Origin of the sequence: Agrobacterium tumefaciens, assembly GCF_017726655.1 — a bacterium.
Taxonomy (GTDB): domain Bacteria; phylum Pseudomonadota; class Alphaproteobacteria; order Rhizobiales; family Rhizobiaceae; genus Agrobacterium; species Agrobacterium tumefaciens_B.
In genome coordinates, this window is sequence record NZ_CP072308.1 from 2,027,532 (window position 1) to 2,047,500 (window position 19,969).

The 19,969-nt window shown below is 57.1% G+C and carries 15 protein-coding genes, 1 tRNA gene, 2 rRNA genes and 1 riboswitch (1 of these 19 running past the window's edge); of the genes, 3 read left to right on the forward strand and 15 right to left on the reverse strand.

All coding sequences use genetic code 11. From position 1 onward, the window contains the following. The first annotated feature begins 60 nt into the window (after positions 1-60). On the forward strand, positions 61-1,065 hold the full coding sequence (locus AT6N2_RS10095) for a 2-hydroxyacid dehydrogenase (RefSeq protein WP_209086240.1): 1,005 nt from the start codon (positions 61-63) through the stop codon (positions 1,063-1,065). A gap of 68 nt (positions 1,066-1,133) precedes the next feature. Here AT6N2_RS10095 and AT6N2_RS10100 read toward each other — a convergent pair whose 3' ends face one another. Genes AT6N2_RS10100 through recF form a run of 3 tightly spaced genes read right to left on the reverse strand, consistent with a single transcriptional unit; the run spans position 1,134 to position 3,524 of the window. Further along, the gene (locus AT6N2_RS10100) at positions 1,134-1,610 is read right to left on the reverse strand and encodes a GNAT family N-acetyltransferase (RefSeq protein ID WP_209086243.1); all 477 of its coding nucleotides are present in this window, start codon (positions 1,608-1,610) and stop codon (positions 1,134-1,136) included. Further along, on the reverse strand, positions 1,607-2,374 hold the full coding sequence (locus tag AT6N2_RS10105) for a molybdopterin-synthase adenylyltransferase MoeB (protein WP_209086246.1): 768 nt from the start codon (positions 2,372-2,374) through the stop codon (positions 1,607-1,609). The genes AT6N2_RS10100 and AT6N2_RS10105 overlap by 4 nt, the downstream gene beginning before the upstream one ends. 22 nt (positions 2,375-2,396) lie before the next feature. After that, positions 2,397-3,524 (reverse strand): DNA replication/repair protein RecF, encoded by a 1,128-nt coding sequence (recF, locus tag AT6N2_RS10110; protein WP_209086249.1) that lies wholly within the window; start codon positions 3,522-3,524, stop codon positions 2,397-2,399. A gap of 152 nt (positions 3,525-3,676) precedes the next feature. On the opposite strand from recF, the gene AT6N2_RS10115 reads away from it, so the two are divergent. Then, complete coding sequence (locus AT6N2_RS10115; protein ID WP_144576263.1) at positions 3,677-4,789, forward strand: alpha/beta hydrolase; 1,113 nt, start codon at positions 3,677-3,679, stop codon at positions 4,787-4,789. Between the two features lie 25 nt (positions 4,790-4,814). On the opposite strand, the gene nrdF is transcribed toward AT6N2_RS10115, so the two are convergent. The 8 genes from nrdF to AT6N2_RS10155 form a co-directional block, all read right to left on the reverse strand. Continuing rightward, the gene (gene nrdF / locus AT6N2_RS10120; protein ID WP_209086252.1) at positions 4,815-5,789 is read right to left on the reverse strand and encodes a class 1b ribonucleoside-diphosphate reductase subunit beta; all 975 of its coding nucleotides are present in this window, start codon (positions 5,787-5,789) and stop codon (positions 4,815-4,817) included. Between the two features lie 16 nt (positions 5,790-5,805). Continuing rightward, complete coding sequence (gene nrdE, locus AT6N2_RS10125) at positions 5,806-7,992, reverse strand: class 1b ribonucleoside-diphosphate reductase subunit alpha (protein WP_209086254.1); 2,187 nt, start codon at positions 7,990-7,992, stop codon at positions 5,806-5,808. Further along, the gene (gene nrdI, locus AT6N2_RS10130; RefSeq protein ID WP_209086257.1) at positions 7,980-8,378 is read right to left on the reverse strand and encodes a class Ib ribonucleoside-diphosphate reductase assembly flavoprotein NrdI; all 399 of its coding nucleotides are present in this window, start codon (positions 8,376-8,378) and stop codon (positions 7,980-7,982) included. The genes nrdE and nrdI overlap by 13 nt, the downstream gene beginning before the upstream one ends. A gap of 11 nt (positions 8,379-8,389) precedes the next feature. Next, positions 8,390-8,611: a glutaredoxin-like protein NrdH gene (gene nrdH / locus AT6N2_RS10135; protein WP_020011298.1), complete on the reverse strand. Its 222-nt coding sequence runs from the start codon at positions 8,609-8,611 to the stop codon at positions 8,390-8,392. A 302-nt stretch (positions 8,612-8,913) separates the two neighbouring features. Beyond that, a riboswitch (cobalamin riboswitch) is annotated at positions 8,914-9,137 on the reverse strand. A 126-nt stretch (positions 9,138-9,263) separates the two neighbouring features. After that, the gene (locus AT6N2_RS10140) at positions 9,264-9,893 is read right to left on the reverse strand and encodes a nucleoside triphosphate hydrolase (protein ID WP_209086260.1); all 630 of its coding nucleotides are present in this window, start codon (positions 9,891-9,893) and stop codon (positions 9,264-9,266) included. Further along, positions 9,890-10,672 carry an ATP-binding cassette domain-containing protein gene (locus AT6N2_RS10145; protein WP_209086263.1) on the reverse strand — a complete coding sequence of 261 codons (783 nt, stop codon included), beginning with the start codon at positions 10,670-10,672 and terminating at the stop codon, positions 9,890-9,892. The genes AT6N2_RS10140 and AT6N2_RS10145 overlap by 4 nt, the downstream gene beginning before the upstream one ends. Next, positions 10,672-11,754 carry an ABC transporter permease gene (locus AT6N2_RS10150; protein ID WP_063949316.1) on the reverse strand — a complete coding sequence of 361 codons (1,083 nt, stop codon included), beginning with the start codon at positions 11,752-11,754 and terminating at the stop codon, positions 10,672-10,674. The genes AT6N2_RS10145 and AT6N2_RS10150 overlap by 1 nt, the downstream gene beginning before the upstream one ends. A 202-nt stretch (positions 11,755-11,956) precedes the next feature. Further along, on the reverse strand, positions 11,957-12,979 hold the full coding sequence (locus AT6N2_RS10155) for a sugar ABC transporter substrate-binding protein (protein WP_063949315.1): 1,023 nt from the start codon (positions 12,977-12,979) through the stop codon (positions 11,957-11,959). Between the two features lie 264 nt (positions 12,980-13,243). Here AT6N2_RS10155 and AT6N2_RS10160 point away from each other — a divergent pair, with 264 nt between their 5' ends. Beyond that, positions 13,244-14,476 carry an ROK family transcriptional regulator gene (locus tag AT6N2_RS10160; protein WP_063949314.1) on the forward strand — a complete coding sequence of 411 codons (1,233 nt, stop codon included), beginning with the start codon at positions 13,244-13,246 and terminating at the stop codon, positions 14,474-14,476. Positions 14,477-14,533: 57 nt separating this feature from the next. Here AT6N2_RS10160 and recQ read toward each other — a convergent pair whose 3' ends face one another. From recQ to AT6N2_RS10180, 4 genes are all read right to left on the reverse strand, one after another. Then, positions 14,534-16,342, reverse strand: coding sequence for a DNA helicase RecQ (recQ, locus tag AT6N2_RS10165; RefSeq protein WP_209086266.1), 1,809 nt, complete (start codon positions 16,340-16,342; stop codon positions 14,534-14,536). Positions 16,343-16,487: 145 nt separating this feature from the next. Then, positions 16,488-16,564: transfer RNA gene (locus tag AT6N2_RS10170), tRNA-Met, on the reverse strand. A gap of 216 nt (positions 16,565-16,780) precedes the next feature. After that, a 5S ribosomal RNA gene (rrf, locus tag AT6N2_RS10175) occupies positions 16,781-16,895 on the reverse strand. Between the two features lie 269 nt (positions 16,896-17,164). Then, positions 17,165-19,969: ribosomal RNA gene (locus AT6N2_RS10180) — 23S ribosomal RNA — on the reverse strand; it runs 1 nt beyond the window's last position.

The window sequence follows — 19,969 nt, forward strand, 5'->3', positions numbered from 1 at the left end:
GATTGAAAGAAATTATCGCTCTTTCTGGTTAATGACTTCTGAACAAGGCAGCGGCAAACGATGACCCACAAGAAGAGACCGACAGTCTATATCACCCGCAAATTGCCTGATGTCGTCGAAACCAGAATGCGCGAACTGTTCGACGCGGAGCTCAATATTGACGACACCCCGCGCAGTGAGGAAGACCTGGTCGCCGCCATGCAGCGGGTGGACGTGCTCGTGCCGACGGTTACGGACCGTGTCACCGCTGCGATGATCGAGCAGGCTGGGCCGCAGCTGAAGCTGATCGCCAGCTTCTCCAACGGCATCGACCACGTGGACGTGGACGCCGCGGCCCGTAAGGGCATCACTGTGACCAACACGCCCAATGTGCTGACCGAGGACAGCGCCGATATTACCATGGCCCTTGTGCTCGCCGTACCGCGCCGCATGATCGAGGGCACACGCGTGCTTGCCAATGGCGCAGACGAATGGCTCGGCTGGTCACCGACGTGGATGCTGGGACGGCGTATTTCCGGCAAGCGTATCGGTATTGTCGGGATGGGCCGCATCGGCACGGCGGTGGCGCGGCGCGCCAAGGCTTTCGGGCTTTCCATTCACTATCACAACCGCAAACGCGTCAATCCGGCCACCGAGGCGGAGCTTGAGGCGACCTATTGGGACAGCCTCGACCAGATGCTGGCGCGCGTGGATATCGTGTCCGTCAACTGCCCTTCGACGCCGGCGACCTATCACCTGATTTCGGCACGGCGGCTCGCGCTGATGCAGCCGACGAGCTACATCGTCAACACGGCACGCGGTGATATCATCGATGAAGCAGCGATGATCCAATGCCTGCGCGAGGGCAAGATCGCCGGCGCTGGGCTGGATGTTTACGAGAATGAGCCTGCGGTGAACCCCAAGCTCATCAAGCTTGCCAAGGAAGGCAAGGTCGTACTGCTTCCACATATGGGCTCGGCAACGATCGAAGGCCGCATCGAGATGGGCGACAAGGTCATCATCAATATCCGCACGCTGTTCGATGGCCACCGTCCGCCCAACCGGGTGTTGCCCGGCCGCAGCTAGGCCCTGAAACGGGCTCTGATAAAAGCTCTCACGGCTCTTGCCTGACCACTCTCATCGGAAAAGTCGCTTTAGCCGAGGATCTTCGTCATCTCGATCGAGGTCGTGCGATCATATCCCGCATGGGCGTTTTCTGCCGTCTTGACGAAACCCCAGTCGCCAAACTTTGCATGATTGGCGACAAGTTCAATCCGGGTTTCCAGCCGTAGCGCCGGCAATGCCAGTTCACGGGCCAAGGCCTCGGCTTGCGCCAGCAATATTTTACCGATGCCTTTTCCCTGTGCGTTCGGGGAAACGCACAGCTTGCCGACATAAAGGCAAGCGGGTGGCTCCGGCCTGCAGAAAAGGCAACCCAGCAACTCATTCCCGTCCAAAGCCACGAAAGCAATTTCCGCCCTTGCCTTTTCGGCAAGATTATCAGGCGTCAGGCGATGGGCTGAAGATGGCGGGTCGATGATGCCATCCATGTAAGCGAAGGACGTCATGATAAGCGCCAGCAATTCATGCCAGCGGTCGAAGTCGTCACCGATTCTTTTGATTTCCATCATGTTTTCTTTGTCCCCTGCCGCCGCTTGTATCGCACCGTTTCGAAACGTGCCAACAGGGCGTCATAAAGGAGCAGACGCCCAATCAGCGGTTCGCCGGCACCGGTGATCAGCTTTATCGCCTCCATGGCCATCAGCGTGCCGACAACGCCCGTCAGCGCACCGACAATCCCTGTTTCCGCACAATTTGGAATAAGACCTTGCGGCGGCGGCTCGGGAAACAGGTCACGATAGCCGGGCAGCAAGGCGCCTTCGTCATTTGTCTCATAGGGCTTCAGCACCGTCACGGAGCCATCAAAACGCCCGACCGCGCCGGTCACCAGCGGCCTTCTTGCCGTTTCCGCCGCGTCGGCGGCAGAATATCGCGTGTCGAAATTGTCCGATCCGTCGATCAGGAGATCGAAGGATTGTAAATGATCATGCGCCCAGACCTGCGAAAAACGATCTTCAAAGACGATGGTACGCACATGCGGATTTAGGCGTGCGATGGCCTTGCGCGCACTTTCCGTCTTCTGCTCGCCAATCGTTCCGCTATCATGAATCACCTGGCGCTGAAGATTCGAGAGAGACACGACGTCATCGTCGATCATGCCGAGTGTGCCGACGCCGGCGGCCGCGAGATAATGAAGGACGGGCGCCCCTAGACCACCCGCCCCGATGACCAGGACGCGCGCGGCCTTCAGCCTTTGCTGGCCCGCGCCGCCGATCTCCGGCAGCAGGATGTGGCGTTTGTAGCGTTCGATTTCTTCCGGGCTCAGCGGGTCCATGTCGCACTCCCTCTTTTTGCGTTCATGCGGTGATGCTCCCGTGGGATACATTGAAGAATTGCGCCCGCTCGCCAAGGGTGGAGAACATGGCCGCATCCGTTCCAGTCATGAAACTCTGTCCCCCCAGCGCGTGGATGAGATCGAACAGGGCCGCCCGCCTGCCCTCGTCGAGATGAGCGGCAATCTCGTCCAGCAGCAGAACCGGCGCATAACCGGTCATATTGGCTGTCAGCTGCGCATGCGCGAGCACCAGCCCAACCAGCAGCGCCTTCTGCTCCCCGGTCGAACAGCGTTCGGCCTCCATATCCTTTTCCGCGTGGCGCACGAAGAGATCGACACGGTGCGGCCCATCAAGCGTGCGCCCGGCGGCGGCGTCCCGGTAGCGACCTTCACGCAGCATCAAGCCATATTCGTCTTCCAGATCGACGGCGGGGCGGTTGAGGCCATCATCCATAAAGCCGGAAAGCGACAGCGTCGCAGAGGGGAAGGCCGCATCCCCCGTTCGCCGTTCGATCAGACTCCGGAGCAGACCGAGCATCTCATAACGGGCAACTGCCATGGAGATGCCGAGTTCGGCCATCTGCTTTTCGATACCGTCGAGCCAGACCGGGTCAAAGCGGCCTTCGGAAAGCAGCCTGTTACGCCCACGCATCGCTTTGTCAAAATCGCTGGCGCGTCGGCCATGGGCGGGATCAAGCGACAGCACGAGCCTGTCAAGGAAACGCCGGCGGTCAGACGATGAGCCGGTAAAAAGGCCGTCCATGGCAGGGGTGAGCCACAGAACGCGCAGATGATCGGTCAATTCATCGACGGATTTGACGGGCGTCCCGTTCAGCCGCAGCCGGCGCGACGCCACCTCTCCATCGCCTTCAATTCCCGTGCCGATTGCGACCTCGCCATCCATGCCCTCGACATCGGCAAAGATCGAAAACCCGTTTGCCTCTGCACCCACGCGGGTGACGTCGGACAGGACTGCGCGGCGAAGTCCGCGTCCGGGCGACAGAAACGACACCGCCTCCAGAAGGTTGGTCTTGCCGGACCCATTGTCGCCGGTCAGCACCACATGGCGGTCATCCAGGGAAAGCGATGCCGCCGCATAATTGCGGAAGTCCGTGAGTTTCAGGCGGGAAAGCGAGACCTTGTTCGTCATGGTTACGGCCTAAAACGAAGCTGCCCCGATGGCAAGGCGGCTCTTGTCCATGTTTATCGCCGAGCGCCGAAACCATGCGAAATATTCAGTAGTGGCAACTTTTTTAGCGGGCGGCTATTTATAGCCGGTTCGTTATCACCGGTAACCCTTCCATGCGTCTCCTTCTGTCTCTTTTCATCATGCTCGGCCTCCTTTCCTCCTGCGCCGGACGGCCGGGAGCGGACGTTCTGCAAGCGGTCGACACCAGAGCGAAGGATGCTAAAATCGTGACCGCCTATGTGGCAAGCACGCGCGAAAAAAGCGAAGAGGCCAAAAAGGGCTTCAGTGCGCTGAGAGCGGCCGAACCGAATTATGCCCGCTTCGACATTTCGATACCGCCCACCCACAAGAGCGGAAAAATTGAGTGGTCGACCGGAAAACCCGACGCGAAGAAAGATTTTGTCGTCACGCAGGCGCAGATGTTGAGCAAGGCACGTTTCAACGGTGACCTCGGAGATATCACCCGCTCCGGCAAGCAGATCGCGCTTTTCGTGCATGGCTATAATTACAGCTATCAGGAAGCGCTTTTCCGGGCAGCGCAGATGGCAGCCGATGCCAATATGGATGGCGTGCCATTGGTATTCTCCTGGCCGTCGCAGGCGAATGTCGCCGGCTACGTTGCCGACAAGGAATCGGCGACCTATTCCCGCGATGCGCTTGCCAATCTCCTAACGGATCTCACACGCCGTTCTCCGCGCAAGAACATCGTCGTTTTTGGTCACAGCATGGGTGGCTGGCTGGTCATGGAAGCGCTGCGCCAGTTGCGTTTCGAGGGACGAAACGACGTTATCGCCAAGTTGCAGGTGGTGCTGGCCGCACCCGATATCGATGCCGATGTCTTCCGCAAGCAGATCGAGGTGGTCGGCCGGCTCAATCCGCCGCTTACCGTTCTGGTCTCCAAGGATGACCGTGCTCTCAAAGCCTCTTCCATACTCGGCGCAGACGTGACGCGGATCGGCGCACTTGACGTTACGGATCCGAAGGTACAGGAAGCCGCCCTGAAAGAAGGCGTTCAGTTCGTCGATATCTCCAAACTGAAAGCCTCAGACCCGCTCAATCACGACCGCTACGCCGCCTTGGCGGCGCTCGTGCCGCAGCTGGAGTCAAGCCGCAACGGCAATGGACAAAACGGCATCGGTCGCGCGGGCGCTTTCGTGTTCGATGCTATCGGCGCAACCGTGTCCAGCCCCTTCCGGCTTGCCAGCCAGGTGGTGAATCCGCAGTGAACCTACGGCGATTTGCCCAAAGGGTTCAGAAGTCCCAGTCTTCGTCCTCGGTCGCGACCGCCTTGCCGATGACGTAGGACGAACCGGACCCCGAAAAGAAGTCGTGGTTCTCATCTGCATTGGGCGAGAGCGCTGAAAGGATCGCCGGATTGACCCGGCAAGCCTCGGCGGGGAACAGTGCCTCGTAACCCAGATTCATGAGGGCCTTATTGGCGTTGTAATGCAGGAACTGCTTGACGTCCTCGGTCAGGCCGACGCCATCATAGAGGTCCTCGGTATATTTCGCCTCGTTGTCGTAAAGCTCGAGAAGCAGGTCGAAGGCAAAATCCTTGATCTCCTGCCTTTCGTTTTCATTAAGGCGGTCCACCGCCCTTTGGAACTTGTAGCCGATATAATAGCCGTGCACGGCCTCATCGCGGATGATGAGGCGGATCAAGTCCGCCGTGTTGGTAAGCTTGGCGCGACTTGACCAGAACATCGGCAGGTAGAAGCCGGAATAGAACAGGAAGCTCTCCAGAAACACGCTGGCGATCTTCTTCTTCAGTGGATCGCCGCTGTCATATTCTCGCATGATGAGCCCGGATTTGCGCTGCAGGAACTCGTTTTCCTCCGACCAGCGATAGGCATCATCGACGTCAGGCGTGGAGCAGAGGGTCGAGAAGATCGAAGAATACGAGCGAGCATGCACGGCCTCCATGAAGGAGATGTTCGAGAGCACCGCCTCCTCATGCGGTGTTGCCGAGTCCACCATCAGGCGCACCGCGCCGACGCCGTTCTGGATGGTGTCCAGCAATGTCAGCCCGGTGAAGACACGGATCGTCAGCTTCTGCTCTTCGGGCTTCAGCGTTCCCCAGGAAGGAATATCGTTAGATAGCGGCACCTTCTCCGGCAGCCAAAAGTTCGAGGTCAGGCGGTTCCAGACTTCGAGGTCCTTGTCGTCTTCGATGCGGTTCCAGTTGACCGCTCGGATACGGGACACGGGTTTTACGGCGATGTTCATTGTATTGTCCCTCTAATCAGAGCGTGCAGGAAACGCAGCCCTGAACCTGCGTGCCTTCCAGCGCCATCTGGCGCAAACGGATGTAGTAGATGGTCTTGATGCCATTCTTCCAAGCATAGATCTGTGCGCGATTGATATCGCGGGTCGTGGCCGTATCACGGAAGAACAGCGTCAGCGACAGGCCCTGATCGACATGCTGGGTAGCGGCCGCATAGGTGTCGATGATCTTTTCCGGTCCAATTTCGTAGGCGTCCTGATAATATTCGAGATTATCGTTCGAGAGATAGGAAGCCGGGTAATAAACGCGGCCGATCTTTCCCTCTTTACGGATTTCGATTTTCGAGACGATCGGATGAATGGAAGATGTGGAGTGGTTGATATAGGAGATCGAGCCTGTCGGTGGCACGGCCTGAAGGTTCTGGTTATAGAGGCCTGATGCCATGACCTCCCCCTTCAAGACATTCCAGTCTTCCTGCGTTGGAATGGCGATGCCGGCCTTTTCGAACAAGTCACGGACCTTTCCCGTCGTCGGCAGCCATTCCCGTTCGGTATATTTGTCGAAATATTCGCCCGAAGCATATTTGGAGTTTTCGAAGCCCTTGAAGCTCTGGCCTCTCTCCATCGCCAGCCGGTTGCTGGCGCGGATAGCGTGATAGGTCACGGTGTAGAAATAGATATTGGTGAAATCTATGCCTTCTTCGGAGCCATAGAAGATGCGCTCGCGCGCCAGATAACCGTGCAGGTTCATCTGACCGAGTCCGATGGCATGGCTTTCGTCGTTGCCCTTTTCAACAGACGGAACGGAGGAAATGTGGCTCATGTCCGACACCGCCGTCAGTGCCCTGATGGAGGTTTCAATGGTCTTGCCGAAATCGGCTGAATCCATTGCCGCAGCGATATTCAACGAACCGAGATTGCAGGAAATATCCTTGCCCATATGGCTATAGGAGAGGTCGGCATTGAATGCGCTCGCTTCGCTGACCTGCAGGATTTCCGAGCAGAGATTGCTCATGCTGATGCGACCGGCAATCGGATTTGCCCGGTTCACCGTATCTTCGAACATGATATAGGGATAGCCGCTCTCGAACTGGATTTCCGCGATCACCTGGAAAAAGTCGCGCGCCTTGATCTTCTTCTTTCGGATGCGGCTGTCGGCGACCATCTCGTGGTACTTTTCCGTCACCGAGATTTCGGTGAAGGGCACCCCATAGACCCGCTCCACATCATAGGGAGAGAACAGATACATTTCCTCGTTGTTGCGGGCGAGCTCGAAGGTGATGTCTGGGATGACAACGCCGAGCGACAGGGTCTTGATGCGGATTTTCTCGTCCGCATTTTCGCGCTTGGTATCGAGGAAGCGCATGATATCCGGGTGGTGGGCGTGCAGATAGACCGCGCCGGCACCCTGACGCGCACCAAGCTGGTTGGCGTAGGAAAAACTGTCTTCCAGCAGCTTCATGACGGGAATAACGCCGGACGACTGGTTTTCGATCTGCTTGATCGGCGCGCCGAATTCGCGAATATTGGTCAAGGAGAGCGCCACGCCACCACCGCGCTTGGAAAGCTGTAGCGCCGAATTGATGGAGCGGCCGATGCTTTCCATATTGTCTTCCACGCGCAGCAGGAAACACGACACCAGCTCACCGCGGCTCTTCTTGCCAGCATTGAGAAATGTTGGCGTTGCCGGCTGAAAACGGCCGGAAATGATCTCATCGACCAGATCGCGGGCGAGCTGCTCGTCACCGCGCGCGAGAGCCAGCGCCACCATGCAAACGCGGTCCTCGTAACGCTCGAGATAACGTTTTCCGTCGAAGGTCTTCAGCGTGTAGGAGGTGTAGTATTTGAACGCACCGAGGAAGGTCGGAAAGCGGAACTTCCGCGCATAGGCCTCATCATAGAGATCGCGCACGAAATTGAAGGAATACTGGTCCAGCACCGCCTGCTCGTAATAGCCTTCCGTCACCAGATAATCGAGCTTTTCCCTAAGGTTATGGAAAAACACCGTATTCTGATTTACGTGCTGGAGGAAATATTGACGGGCAGCGAGCCGATCCTTGTCGAGCTGGATTTTTCCGTTCTCGTCATAGAGGTTCAACATCGCGTTCAGTGCGTGGTAGTCCAAGCCCGCATCAAGCGGCTTCTGGCTTGCGGCTGTTGGCTGCTTGGTGTCATTGCGCAATGCGCTAGCGGTCAGCGTGTCCAAAATCGGTCCAATCCATGTTTGACGTTGGCGACGTCTTCTTCCGTTCCGAGAAGCTCAAAGCGATAGAGAAACGGCACGGCGCATTTGCGCGAGACGATATCTCCGGCGGACGCGAAGGCGGCGCCAAAACTGGTGTTTCCCGCCGCAATGACGCCGCGGATGAGGTTGCGGTTGGAGGGCTCGTTCAAAAACCGGATCACGGGTTTCGGCACTGCCCCTTTGGTGCCGCCGCCGCCATAGGTTGGGGTGACGAGCACATAGGGTTCCGACACCTGCGGTACATCCTCTTCAGCGCCGAGCGGCAGGCGAAGCAATCGCCGCCCCAGTTTCAGAAGGAAACGATGAGTGTTTTCAGAACGGCTGGAATAATAGACGATCAGGCTCATCGCCCGCCGCCTCAGCTGATCGCGCCGATCATATCCGGCCGGAAACCCGCCCAATGGCGTTCGCCGGCAACGACTACGGGAACCTGCATGTAGCCGAGGCCACGGACGTGGTCGAGCGCATCCGCATCTTCGGAAATGTCGATAATCTCATAGGGAACGCCGATACGGTCGAGCGCTCGATAAGTGGCGGTGCATTGGACGCAGGCGGGTTTACTGTAAACGGTGACGGTCATAATTTCCCTCTCGAAGCCAATTTTGGACACGGCAAAGCGTTGCCGATTGCAATCGCAACCGGACGGTGATGGTTCTGTCATTCAGGTGATGCTTGGTGTTTGAGAGTTCGTGCGATCCGAATGAAAACAGATTGATTTTCGGGCACGCTTCAAGCAACAGAAGTCGCTCCCTACGCTGAGGAGCGTAGCAACTTAAAAATATGCACTGGCATGACTTCACCCCGAAGCTTGTTATGGAGGGGGCAGAAAAGGGCGCACGCAAGTCATTTGCGCGATACACCTTCCTCCGGACACCCCGCCCGTGGACGTTTGCGCTCAAGGCAGGTCTCCTGACTTGCGGGTCACAACATTCATTCCGGCCTTCCCGAAGCTCTCAGCCCCAGTGACTCAAATCGGAACGATGCTCGCCGCTTACAGTTGCGGGGGCAGTTTCGGCCTAGTTCCGCCTCAATGGCGTGACGCACCGAATTCCCGTCTTAGCTCCCAACCCTTGCGAATCGGAAGAACCTTGAACACTAGATATAGTATATGAGGAAATCCTGCCGTCAACCAGTAGACGACGCGAAAGCTGGCCCCTGGGGATCAAAAAGATTCATCGCAGAGTGACAGCCGCTGAACGGCGCGGAACACGTCATGTTCGGGGAACGTCGATCTATCCCCAGATGTCGATGTGGATATCGGCCGGGCGGGCGTTTTCAATCACCCGTTTTCCATTCGGAAGATCGTTCTCGAAAAGTTTGGCATGAATCTGAGCCGCATCGAGGCCAAAGCCCAGCCATCTGTCACGCAGTCTCTGTTCCAGAACGGTCACGGAAGGTCCTACAAAGACACTCAAATCAAAATGGTCGGATAGCCTTGTCCAGGGCGCTTCGTTGAGCAGTAGATAATTGCCCTCAGCCAGGATAAAGCGCGTTTGAGGCGCGATGGCACGGGCAGAGGCGATGGCGATTTCTCGGGAACGATCGAAAACCGGCACCAGCACTTCCTGCCCGCCCTGGCGAACGGCAGAGACGATATCCAGAAAGCCACGGACATCGAATGTTTCCGGCGCACCCTTCCGCGGCAAAAGCCCCCGCTCTTCAAGGATGCCATTATCCATATGGAAGCCGTCCATGGGCAGCACGGCGGCCGTTTCGCCACGTGCGATGAGAGCATCACACAGGGCATCCGCCAGCGTGGATTTGCCGGCCCCTGGGGGGCCGGCAATGGCAACGATGAAACGGGATTGGCCCTTTGCCCGTCGAAGAACGTCTTCAACGATCGTTACGAGCTTCAACGTCATGCGGCGAGCGTTTCCTTCGGCGCTTCCTTGGCGCCGGTCATGAAGGCGACTGCGTCGGACATCGAATAATCCTTCGGATTGATGACGCAGAGGCGCTTGCCCAACCGATGGATATGAATGCGATCCGCCACCTCGAACACATGCGGCATGTTGTGCGAAATCAGAACGATCGGCAATCCACGGGCGCGGACGTCGAGGATGAGCTCAAGGACGCGCCGGCTTTCCTTGACGCCAAGAGCGGCTGTCGGCTCGTCAAGAATCACCACCTTCGAGCCGAAAGCGGCTGCGCGTGCTACGGCTACACCCTGCCGCTGGCCGCCGGAGAGCGTTTCCACCGCCTGATTGATGTTCTGGATAGTCATCAATCCAAGTTCGGAGAGCTTGTCCCGCGCGAACTTTTCCATGGCCGGCCGGTCGAGGGCACGAAAAAGGCTGCCGGCTATGCCGGGCTTGCGGATTTCGCGGCCCAGGAACATGTTGTCGGCGATCGACAGGGCTGGTGAGAGTGCGAGGTTCTGGTAGACGGTTTCGATACCGGCCCTTCGCGCTTCGATCGGTGAGCGGAACTGCACCGGCTTGCCTTCGAGCCTGATCTCCCCTTCGTCGGGCGTCACCGCGCCCGAGATTGCCTTGATGAGCGAGGATTTGCCAGCGCCGTTATCACCGATGACGGCGAGAATTTCACCGGGATAGAGATCGAAATCGGCATTGTCGAGTGCGGTCACGCGTCCGTATCGCTTGACGAGATTGCGTGCCGTGAGAATGGGTTCGCGTGCCATCAGCCTGCTACCTTTCTGATCCACTGGTCGATTGCAACAGCCAGGATGATGAGGACACCGATCAACAGATAGGTCCATTGCGGGTCCGTACCAATCAGTCTCAAGCCGAGCGAGAAAACGCCGACAATCAGCGCGCCAAACAGCATGCCCATGATCGAGCCGCGACCGCCGAAGAGCGAGAGGCCGCCAATCACGACAGCGGTGATGGATTCGATATTGGCGAACTGTCCGGCCGTTGGCGATACCGAGCCGATGCGGCCGATCAATGCCCAGCCTGCGAAGGCGCAGATGAGCCCCGAAAGCGTATAAACCGTCGTCAGCATGCGCTTGACGTTGACACCGGCAAGCTCGGCCGCATCCGGATCGTCACCAACAGCGTAGAGGTGGCGGCCCCAGGCGGTGCGGTTCAGCACATACCAGAGGAGGGCAACGAGCAGCACCATGGCGATGACGCCGTAGGTAAAGACGGCACTGCCGAGGCGCAGGTTATTGCCGAAAAACTGGAGGATGGGTGCCTGCTGCGCAATATCTTGGGCGCGGATGGTTTCATTCGCAGAGTAAAGGAAGTTGGTGGCAAGAACGATCTGCCACATGCCGAGCGTCACGATGAAGGGCGGCAATCGCATGCGCGACACGAGGATGCCGTTGACGAAGCCGCAAAATGCGCCAACTGCCAGTCCGCAGAGAATGGAGAGTTCCGCCGGCAAGCCGTAGCGGAAGGTGAATTGCCCCATGATGACCGAAGACAGTACCATGATGGCGCCGACGGACAGATCGATGCCGGCAGTCAGGATGACGAGCGACTGCGCCGCACCGACGATACCGACAATGGCCACCTGCTGAAGAATGAGCGTCAGCGAAAAGGCAGAGAAAAATTTGCCGCCGAGTGTGATGCCGAACACTATCAGCGACAGCACCAGAACAATCAGCGGGACAGCTGCAGGACTGGAGTGCAGAAAATGCTGGAATTTTTCGAGCAGGCTCTTGTCGTGCGTATCGAAAGCGGCGACCTGGGTCGAGCTTCCGGACAGCACATTTTCAAATTCATTATGCGGTTGGGTCCGCACTGGCTGATCGCTCATGGATTTTCCTCCCGATCGCTTCATCACATTTGCCCTGGAACCATAACCGTTCTGCAGCGGGCCTTGTGCCGATTCAAACTGTTGAGAAGCGGACTCCGTCGACCCAGGGGCGCGCCCTGCGTCCACTCATCTGGATCACGCCTCATTCACTTGAGGCTGAAAGCGGGGGCAAAAAGCCCCCGCCTGCGTCAGATGCGAGGCATCAGCCCCAGCACTTCTTGAGGCCTTCCTTGGTATCGATCGAGTCGAGACCCTTCACCGGCTTGTCCGTCACCAGCGTCACGCCCGTGTCGAAGAAGGTCTTGCCAGCTGTCGGCTTTGGCTTTTCACCGGTGTCGGCAAACTTCTTGACCGCCTCGACGCCCAGTGCCGCCATGGCGAGCGGATATTGCTGCGACGTCGCACCGATCACGCCTTCGGCTACATTCTTCACGCCCGGGCAACCGCCGTCGACCGAGACGATCAGAACATCCTTTTCGCGACCGACTGCCTTCAGCGCTTCGTAGGCGCCGGCAGCTGCCGGTTCGTTGATGGTGTGGACAACGTTGATGGTCGGATCTTTCTGCAGCAGATTCTCCATCGCTGCACGGCCACCTTCTTCGTTACCGTTGGTGACATCATGGCCGACGATGCGGGGATCGTTCTCATCGCCGATCTTGTTGATGTCCTTCACGTCGATGCCGAAGCCCTTCATGAAGCCCTGGTTGCGAAGCACGTCGACCGTTGGCTGGGAGGGGGTGAGGTTGAGGAATGCGATCTTTGCATCCTTGGCCTTGTCGCCAAGCGTGCCAGCTGCCCATTTGCCGATCAATTCGCCAGCCAGCAGATTGTCGGTTGCGAAGGTGGAATCGGCGGCATCGACGGGTTCAAGCGGCGTATCGAGCGCGATCACCAGAAGCCCGGCATCCCGTGCCTTCTGCACGGCAGGTACGATGCCCTTGGTGTCCGAAGCGGTAATCAGGATACCCTTGGCGCCGTCGGCAATGCACGTTTCGATCGCTGCCACCTGGCTTTCGGAATCGCCATCGATCTTACCGGCATAGGCCTTCAGCGTAACGCCCAGTTCCTTTGCCTTGGCGGTGGCGCCTTCCTTCATCTTGACGAAGAAGGGGTTGGTATCGGTCTTGGTGATGAGGCAAACGGATGTGTCGGCGGCAGACGCAGCGGAAGCGAAAGAAACGCCAAGCGCAAGCGCGCCCAGAAGAGCGGAAACAGTGGTCTTCATGAGATCCTCCCAATGGATATTTGAGTACCTTTACGGTTACCCGACGATCCCGATCTCCTCCGAGATCGACGACCGTTGACGCAGATGGAACCACCAAAGGAACCGGCTGTCAATAAATAAATCCGATTGAATTATTAATTCCGTATGGCATTCTGTCAGCGGCAAGGAGGACAATCGCTACGTCGGTTAACGTTTGCGATAGCAAGATTGCCATAAAGCCTGATCTATCGGTCGCGACAGATAGTGCGGGCGGGAGGATGACATATGAGACACTCTGTTGAGACGGCGCCGCCAGCGCCGCCGACCCCCATGGATATTAGCGGCGGTGCCAATCAGGTTGGCGTGCGCGCTTATAATGAGCGGCTGGTGCTGTCTCTGGTCCGCCGCCATGGCGCGCTGTCGAAAGCCGATATTGCAAGACTTTGCGGGCTGTCGGCGCAAACGGTCTCGGTCATCATGCGTTCGCTTGAGAAGGACGGCCTTCTTATTCGTGGTGAGCGCCTGCGCGGTAAAGTCGGGCAGCCTTCGACGCCGATGCGGCTCAACCCGGATGCCGTGTTTTCGTTTGGTGTGAAGATCGGTCGGCGCAGCGTCGATCTTGTCCTCATGGACTTCGTTGGCCGGATAAGGCTCAAGCTGCGCAGGACCTACCCCTACCCCCTGCCGGAATGGATATTGCCCTTCGTCATCGACGGAATCGCTGAGCTTGAATCGCAACTGTCACCGCTCGAACGGGAGAGAATCGCGGGCGTTGGTATCGCCGCCCCATTTGAACTTTGGAATTGGGCTCAGGAAGTGGGTGCGCCGCCAATTGAGATGGAGCGGTGGCGCGGCGTCGATATAAGATCGCAGATTGCCGAAGGCGTCAGCTATCCAGTCTTCCTGCAAAACGATGCCACGAGTGCCTGCGGTGCCGAGCTGGTTTTTGGCGCTGGCCAGAATTATCCGGATTTTCTTTACGTCTTCATCGGCTCCTTTATCGGTGGCGGTGTCGTCCTGAACTCGGCGCTTTTTTCCGGAAAGACTGGAACCGCTGGCGCAATCGGCCCGCTGCCCGTCCAGGGTCAGGATGGTAATACCGTCCAGCTCCTGAAAATCGCGTCGATCTTCGTTCTGGAGAACATGTTACGGGAAAGAGGCATCGATCCGCGGCCGCTTTGGTTCTCGCCGGATGAGTGGATCGATTTCGGCGAACCTCTTGAGAGTTGGATCAGGAAGACGGCTGCCGCACTGGCTCAGGCTGTTATCGCGGCGGCCTCCATTATCGATTTCTCCAGCGTCATCATCGATGGCGGCTTTCCGGATTGGGTGAGGGCGCGCATTGTCGCCGCCACCCAGGCCGCTCTGAAACATCACGATCTACAGGGCGTCACGATGCCCGAAATCGTCGAGGGTGCGGTCGGCAGCCAGGCGAGAGCGATCGGCGGCGCCAGTCTGCCGCTTTTCTCTCGATACCTCATTGATCAGAATGTGCTCTTCAAGGATACGACGGGTTGACCGCTGCTTCTGCCGGACCGACTTCCTTGTCCGGCTATCAGTTTCCGGCGGAACGTCTCACCCGGTAGCAGCGTGCTGTATGATCGCCGTCAGAAAGGCATCGCCGTAGCGCTCGAGCTTGGTCTCTCCGACGCCGGCGATGCCAGCCATAGCCCTTGCGGTCTGCGGTTTCGCTGTCGCCAATTCCAGCAAAGTCCTGTCGTGGAAAATGACGTAGGGCGGAACGTTCTGCGCACGCGCAATTTCCATGCGCTTCGCCCGCAAAGCCTCGAACAGACCCCGGTCGGCGTCAGGCAAGATCGTCGACACCGCATGGCGGCTTGCCTGCTGCCGGCCGGATCGCGGAGCGCTCGGTACCCTCAGCATCAATGCGGGTTTTTCCCGCAGGAAGCGTCGTCCCTCCTCAGAAATAGAGAGGCCACCATGGCCGGAAAGGTCGACCTCAATCAAGCGCATTGCCACCAGCTGGCGCAAGATCGCGCGCCAGGTCCGATTATCGTGTTCCTTGCCGATCCCGTACGTGCTGATGCGATCGTGCCCCAACCGGGAAATCCGCTCATCCTGCGCGCCCAGCAATACGCTGATGACATAGGCCTGTCCGAAACGTTCTCCTGTACGGTAGATACAGGAAAGGAGCTTCTGCGCGGCGACGGCCCCATCGAACAGATCGGGCGGTGCCGCACACGTATCGCAATTGCCGCAGGGCTCGCACCGATCGCCAAAATAGGAAAGCAGAACCTGCCTCCGGCAACCCGCGGTTTCCGCGAGACCAAGCAGCGCATCCAGCTTCTGGCGTTCCATATGCTTCCGCTGGTCTGTGGCATCCGACTCTTCGATGAAGCGATTACGCAGGGCAATATCTTCGTAACCATAGAGCATCAGCACGTCAGACGGCAGGCCATCACGACCGGCGCGCCCCGTTTCCTGATAATAGGCTTCGATACTGCCGGGCAAATCGATATGCACCACGAAGCGTACATCCGGTTTGTCGATGCCCATGCCAAAGGCGACGGTCGCAACGATGATAATGGCTTCCCCGTGCTGGAAACGGGTCTGGTTCTCCTCACGGGCCGCTTTGTCCATACCGGCATGATAGGGCAGCGCATCGCGCCCCTCTTGGCAGAGCCACGCCGCGGTCTCGTCGACCTTGCGCTTCGACAGGCAATAGACGATGCCGCTTTCATTGTCCCGGCCTGCCAAGAAGCGTCTGAGCTGCGCCCGGGGATTATCCTTCTCCATGATCGCGTAACGAATATTCGGACGATTAAACCCAGCAATGAAGGCATCACCTTCATCAATCCTGAGATGGCCGAGAATTTCCATCCGTGTGGGCTCGTCAGCCGTCGCGGTGAGCGCCATTCTCGGCACGTTCGGAAAACGTTCGATCAAGGTATCAAGCTGGCGATAGGGAGGGCGAAAATCGTGACCCCATTGCGACAGGCAATGCGCCTCATCGACGGCAATCAACGACAGATCAATGCCCTGTAGCGCGTCAAGAACATCTGGTTTGAGAAGCGTTTCGGGGGCGGCGTAGAGAATATCGATCTCTCCGGCCCGCATCGCGCGCCACAGATCCCGACGCTCTTCCCACGAAAGATCCGAGTTGAGCGCCTCCGCTCTGATGCCCGCTTGGCGCAAAGCCGCTACCTGATCGACCATCAGCGCGATGAGGGGCGATACGATCAGGCCCATACCATCGCGCGCCAGTGCCGGAATCTGATAGCAAAGCGATTTTCCGCCGCCTGTTGGCATCAACACGAAGGCGTTGTTCCCCGCCATCACATGCTCGATGATCTCTGCCTGCCGTCCGCGAAATGCATCATAACCATAGACGGTCTTGAGGATGTGTAATGGCTCAGCTTTCACGTCTTTTTCCGCGGTTCAAGGACGTCGCATCTTCCGGTTTTTGGCGCTTATTGCAATGCGTGGCGCTTCATTTTTGGAGCTTGCATTTACGTTGATGCCCGAACGCAAAACACCCGCAGCATTGAGCTACGGGTGTTTTTTGATTTGGTTGCGGGGGCAGGATTTGAACCTGCGGCCTTCAGGTTATGAGCCTGACGAGCTACCGGGCTGCTCCACCCCGCGTTACCAGCGCATTCGGCAAAGCCGAATGTCGCGTCTACGTCGTTGCTTTAGCGACGACGGATTTCTTTCGGAGTAAATTGCACAGCAATTTATCTCCTGTAAGGGACGCATTATCATTTGTGCCTGTTATAGCACAAAGGCCGCTTGAGCGGCCTTTTTGATTTGGGCATTGGCCCATTTTGGTGATTTGAGAAGATTTTGTGTTGCGTTTTGCAGACCTGGCAGCGACCTACTCTCCCGCGTCTTGAGACGAAGTACCATTGGCGCTGGGGCGTTTCACGGCCGTGTTCGGAATGGGAACGGGTGCAGCCGCCCCGCGATAACCACCAGGTCGGCAAAACGCAACAACGAAAGTTGTTTTCGAGAAGCTGGGAAGCTTGCGCTTCGTTTTAATTTACACGTCTTTCTGTGACCGATCCGTATTCCACCGTTGCTCGAGATCGAGCGTGGCACCGATACAGGACGCTAGTCCGTCGCCTCTGGTTTTTGCCTTGGCAAAATACCCTGACGGCGCGCCGTCTGCAGCGAAGCGGCCAGGGGCCGCGACAGCGTGAAGACAGATCAGATGATGCTCATCTTCGATGAGCATGAACAATGGGAACGAAGAAGTCGATCGAGCTATTAGTAACGGTAAGCTTCACACATTGCTGTGCTTCCACACCCGTCCTATCAACGTGGTCGTCTTCCACGGCTCTGATAGGGAACACTCGTTTTCAGGTTGGTTTCCCGCTTAGATGCCTTCAGCGGTTATCCATTCCGTATATAGCTACTCTGCTATGCCCTTGGCAGGACAACAGATCCACCAGAGATACGTCCATCCCGGTCCTCTCGTACTAGGGACAGATCCTGTCAATATTCCTACACCCACGGCAGATAGGGACCGAACTGTCTCACGACGTTCTGAACCCAACTCACGTACCGCTTTAAATGGCGAACAGCCATACCCTTGGGACCTGCTCCAGCCCCAGGATGCGATGAGTCGACATCGAGGTGCCAAACAACCCCGTCGATATGGACTCTTGGGGGTCATCAGCCTGTTATCCCCGGCGTACCTTTTATCCGTTGAGCGATGGCCCTTCCACACGGGACCACCGGATCACTATGACCGACTTTCGTCTCTGCTCGACTTGTCAGTCTCGCAGTCAGGCTAGCTTATGCCATTGCACTCGACGACCGATTTCCGACCGGTCTGAGCTAACCATCGCGCGCCTCCGTTACTCTTTCGGAGGCGACCGCCCCAGTCAAACTACCCACCATACACTGTCCCGGATCCGGATAACGGACCGCGGTTAGACATCCACGAAGATAAGGGTGGTATTTCAAGGATGGCTCCACACAGACTGGCGTCCATGCTTCAAAGCCTACCACCTATCCTACACATGCCTTGGCGAATGCCAGTGTAAAGCTATAGTAAAGGTGCACGGGGTCTTTCCGTCTGACCGCAGGAACCCCGCATCTTCACGGGGAATTCAATTTCACTGAGTCTATGTTGGAGACAGCGGGGAAGTCGTTACGCCATTCGTGCAGGTCGGAACTTACCCGACAAGGAATTTCGCTACCTTAGGACCGTTATAGTTACGGCCGCCGTTTACTGGGGCTTCAGTTCAGAGCTTGCACCCCTCCCTTTAACCTTCCAGCACCGGGCAGGCGTCAGACCCTATACGTCGTATTGCTACTTCGCAGAGCCCTGTGTTTTTGATAAACAGTCGCTACCCCCTGGTCTGTGCCACCCCATCATACTTGCGTACAAAAGGGTCACGCTTCTTCCGAAGTTACGCGTGCAATTTGCCGAGTTCCTTCAACATAGTTCTCTCAAGCGCCTTGGTATACTCTACCTGACCACCTGTGTCGGTTTCGGGTACGGTCTATACGGTGGAGCTATTTCCTGGAACCTCTTCGCCGCCCAACCAATCCAATAAGGTTGAACAACACACGAGATCCGTCACTACCACCAGGCCCACGAATATTAACGTGGTTCCCATCGACTACGCGTGTCCGCCTCGTCTTAGGGGCCGGCTAACCCTGCTCAGATTAACTTTAAGCAGGAACCCTTGGTCTTTCGGCGAGGGAGTCTCTCACTCCCTTTATCGTTACTCATGTCAACATTCGCACTTCCGATATCTCCAGCAGCCCTCACGGGTCCGCCTTCACAGACTTACGGAACGCTCCGCTACCACTGCGGCAACCCAAAGGTTGCTACAATCCTCAGCTTCGGTGCATGGCTTTAGCCCCGTTACATTTTCGGCGCAAAGACCCTTATTTAGACCAGTGAGCTGTTACGCTTTCTTTAAATGATGGCTGCTTCTAAGCCAACATCCTGGTTGTTTTGGGATCCTCACATCCTTTCCCACTTAGCCATGACTTGGGGACCTTAGCTGGAGGTCAGGGTTGTTGCCCTTTTCACGACGGACGTTAGCACCCGCCGTGTGTCTGCCGACTAGTACTCCTCGGTATTCGGAGTTTGGTTAGGATCAGTAAGACGGTGAGTCCCCATAGCCCATCCAGTGCTCTACCCCCGAGGGTATTCGGTCGACGCTCTACCTAAATAGATTTCGCGGAGAACCAGCTATTTCCGAGTTTGATTGGCCTTTCACCCCTAGCCACAAGTCATCCCGAACTATTGCAACAGTTATGGGTTCGGCCCTCCAGTTGGTGTTACCCAACCTTCAGCCTGCTCATGGCTAGATCACTCGGTTTCGGGTCTAATGCAACTAACTCAATCGCCCTATTCAGACTCGCTTTCGCTGCGCCTACACCTACCGGCTTAAGCTTGCTAGTTACACTAAGTCGTTGACCCATTATACAAAAGGTACGCCGTCACCCTTGCGAGCTCCGACTGTTTGTAGGCATCCGGTTTCAGGTTCTATTTCACTCCCCTCGTCGGGGTGCTTTTCACCTTTCCCTCACGGTACTTGTTCGCTATCGGTCATGCACGAGTACTTAGGCTTGGAGAGTGGTCTCCCCATGTTCAGACAGGATTTCACGTGTCCCGCCCTACTCAAGGACAATGACTGTTCTACGCGTAAGGGGCTATCACCCTCTATGGCCGACTTTTCCAAATCGTTCCGCTTTATTCATCATTGCCACTGGCCTGGTCCGCGTTCGCTCGCCACTACTTGCGGAGTCTCGGTTGATGTCCTTTCCTGCAGGTACTTAGATGTTTCAGTTCCCTGCGTTCGCTTCTAACCCCTATGTATTCGAAAGTTAGATACCTTATCACAATGCTTGGAAACCCAAGCCGTCAAAGACGGTTTGGATTTTCCAAGCATTTAAGGTGGGTTGCCCCATTCGGAGATCCATGGATCAAAGCTTATTCGCAGCTCCCCACGGCTTTTCGCAGCGTATCACGTCCTTCTTCGCCTGTGCATGCCAAGGCATCCACCAAATGCCCTTAATTCACTTCTT

Excerpts from the sequence above, each read along its gene's own strand:
- AT6N2_RS10095 (WP_209086240.1), top strand. The coding sequence starts at position 61 with ATGACCCACAAGAAGAGACCGACAGTCTATATCACCCGCAAATTGCCT.
- AT6N2_RS10100 (WP_209086243.1), bottom strand. The coding sequence starts at position 1,610 with ATGATGGAAATCAAAAGAATCGGTGACGACTTCGACCGCTGGCATGAA.
- AT6N2_RS10105 (WP_209086246.1), bottom strand. The coding sequence starts at position 2,374 with ATGGACCCGCTGAGCCCGGAAGAAATCGAACGCTACAAACGCCACATC.
- recF (WP_209086249.1), bottom strand. The coding sequence starts at position 3,524 with ATGACGAACAAGGTCTCGCTTTCCCGCCTGAAACTCACGGACTTCCGC.
- AT6N2_RS10115 (WP_144576263.1), top strand. The coding sequence starts at position 3,677 with ATGCGTCTCCTTCTGTCTCTTTTCATCATGCTCGGCCTCCTTTCCTCC.
- nrdF (WP_209086252.1), bottom strand. The coding sequence starts at position 5,789 with ATGAACATCGCCGTAAAACCCGTGTCCCGTATCCGAGCGGTCAACTGG.
- nrdI (WP_209086257.1), bottom strand. The coding sequence starts at position 8,378 with ATGAGCCTGATCGTCTATTATTCCAGCCGTTCTGAAAACACTCATCGT.
- nrdH (WP_020011298.1), bottom strand. The coding sequence starts at position 8,611 with ATGACCGTCACCGTTTACAGTAAACCCGCCTGCGTCCAATGCACCGCC.
- AT6N2_RS10140 (WP_209086260.1), bottom strand. The coding sequence starts at position 9,893 with ATGACGTTGAAGCTCGTAACGATCGTTGAAGACGTTCTTCGACGGGCA.
- AT6N2_RS10145 (WP_209086263.1), bottom strand. The coding sequence starts at position 10,672 with ATGGCACGCGAACCCATTCTCACGGCACGCAATCTCGTCAAGCGATAC.
- AT6N2_RS10150 (WP_063949316.1), bottom strand. The coding sequence starts at position 11,754 with ATGAGCGATCAGCCAGTGCGGACCCAACCGCATAATGAATTTGAAAAT.
- AT6N2_RS10155 (WP_063949315.1), bottom strand. The coding sequence starts at position 12,979 with ATGAAGACCACTGTTTCCGCTCTTCTGGGCGCGCTTGCGCTTGGCGTT.
- AT6N2_RS10160 (WP_063949314.1), top strand. The coding sequence starts at position 13,244 with ATGAGACACTCTGTTGAGACGGCGCCGCCAGCGCCGCCGACCCCCATG.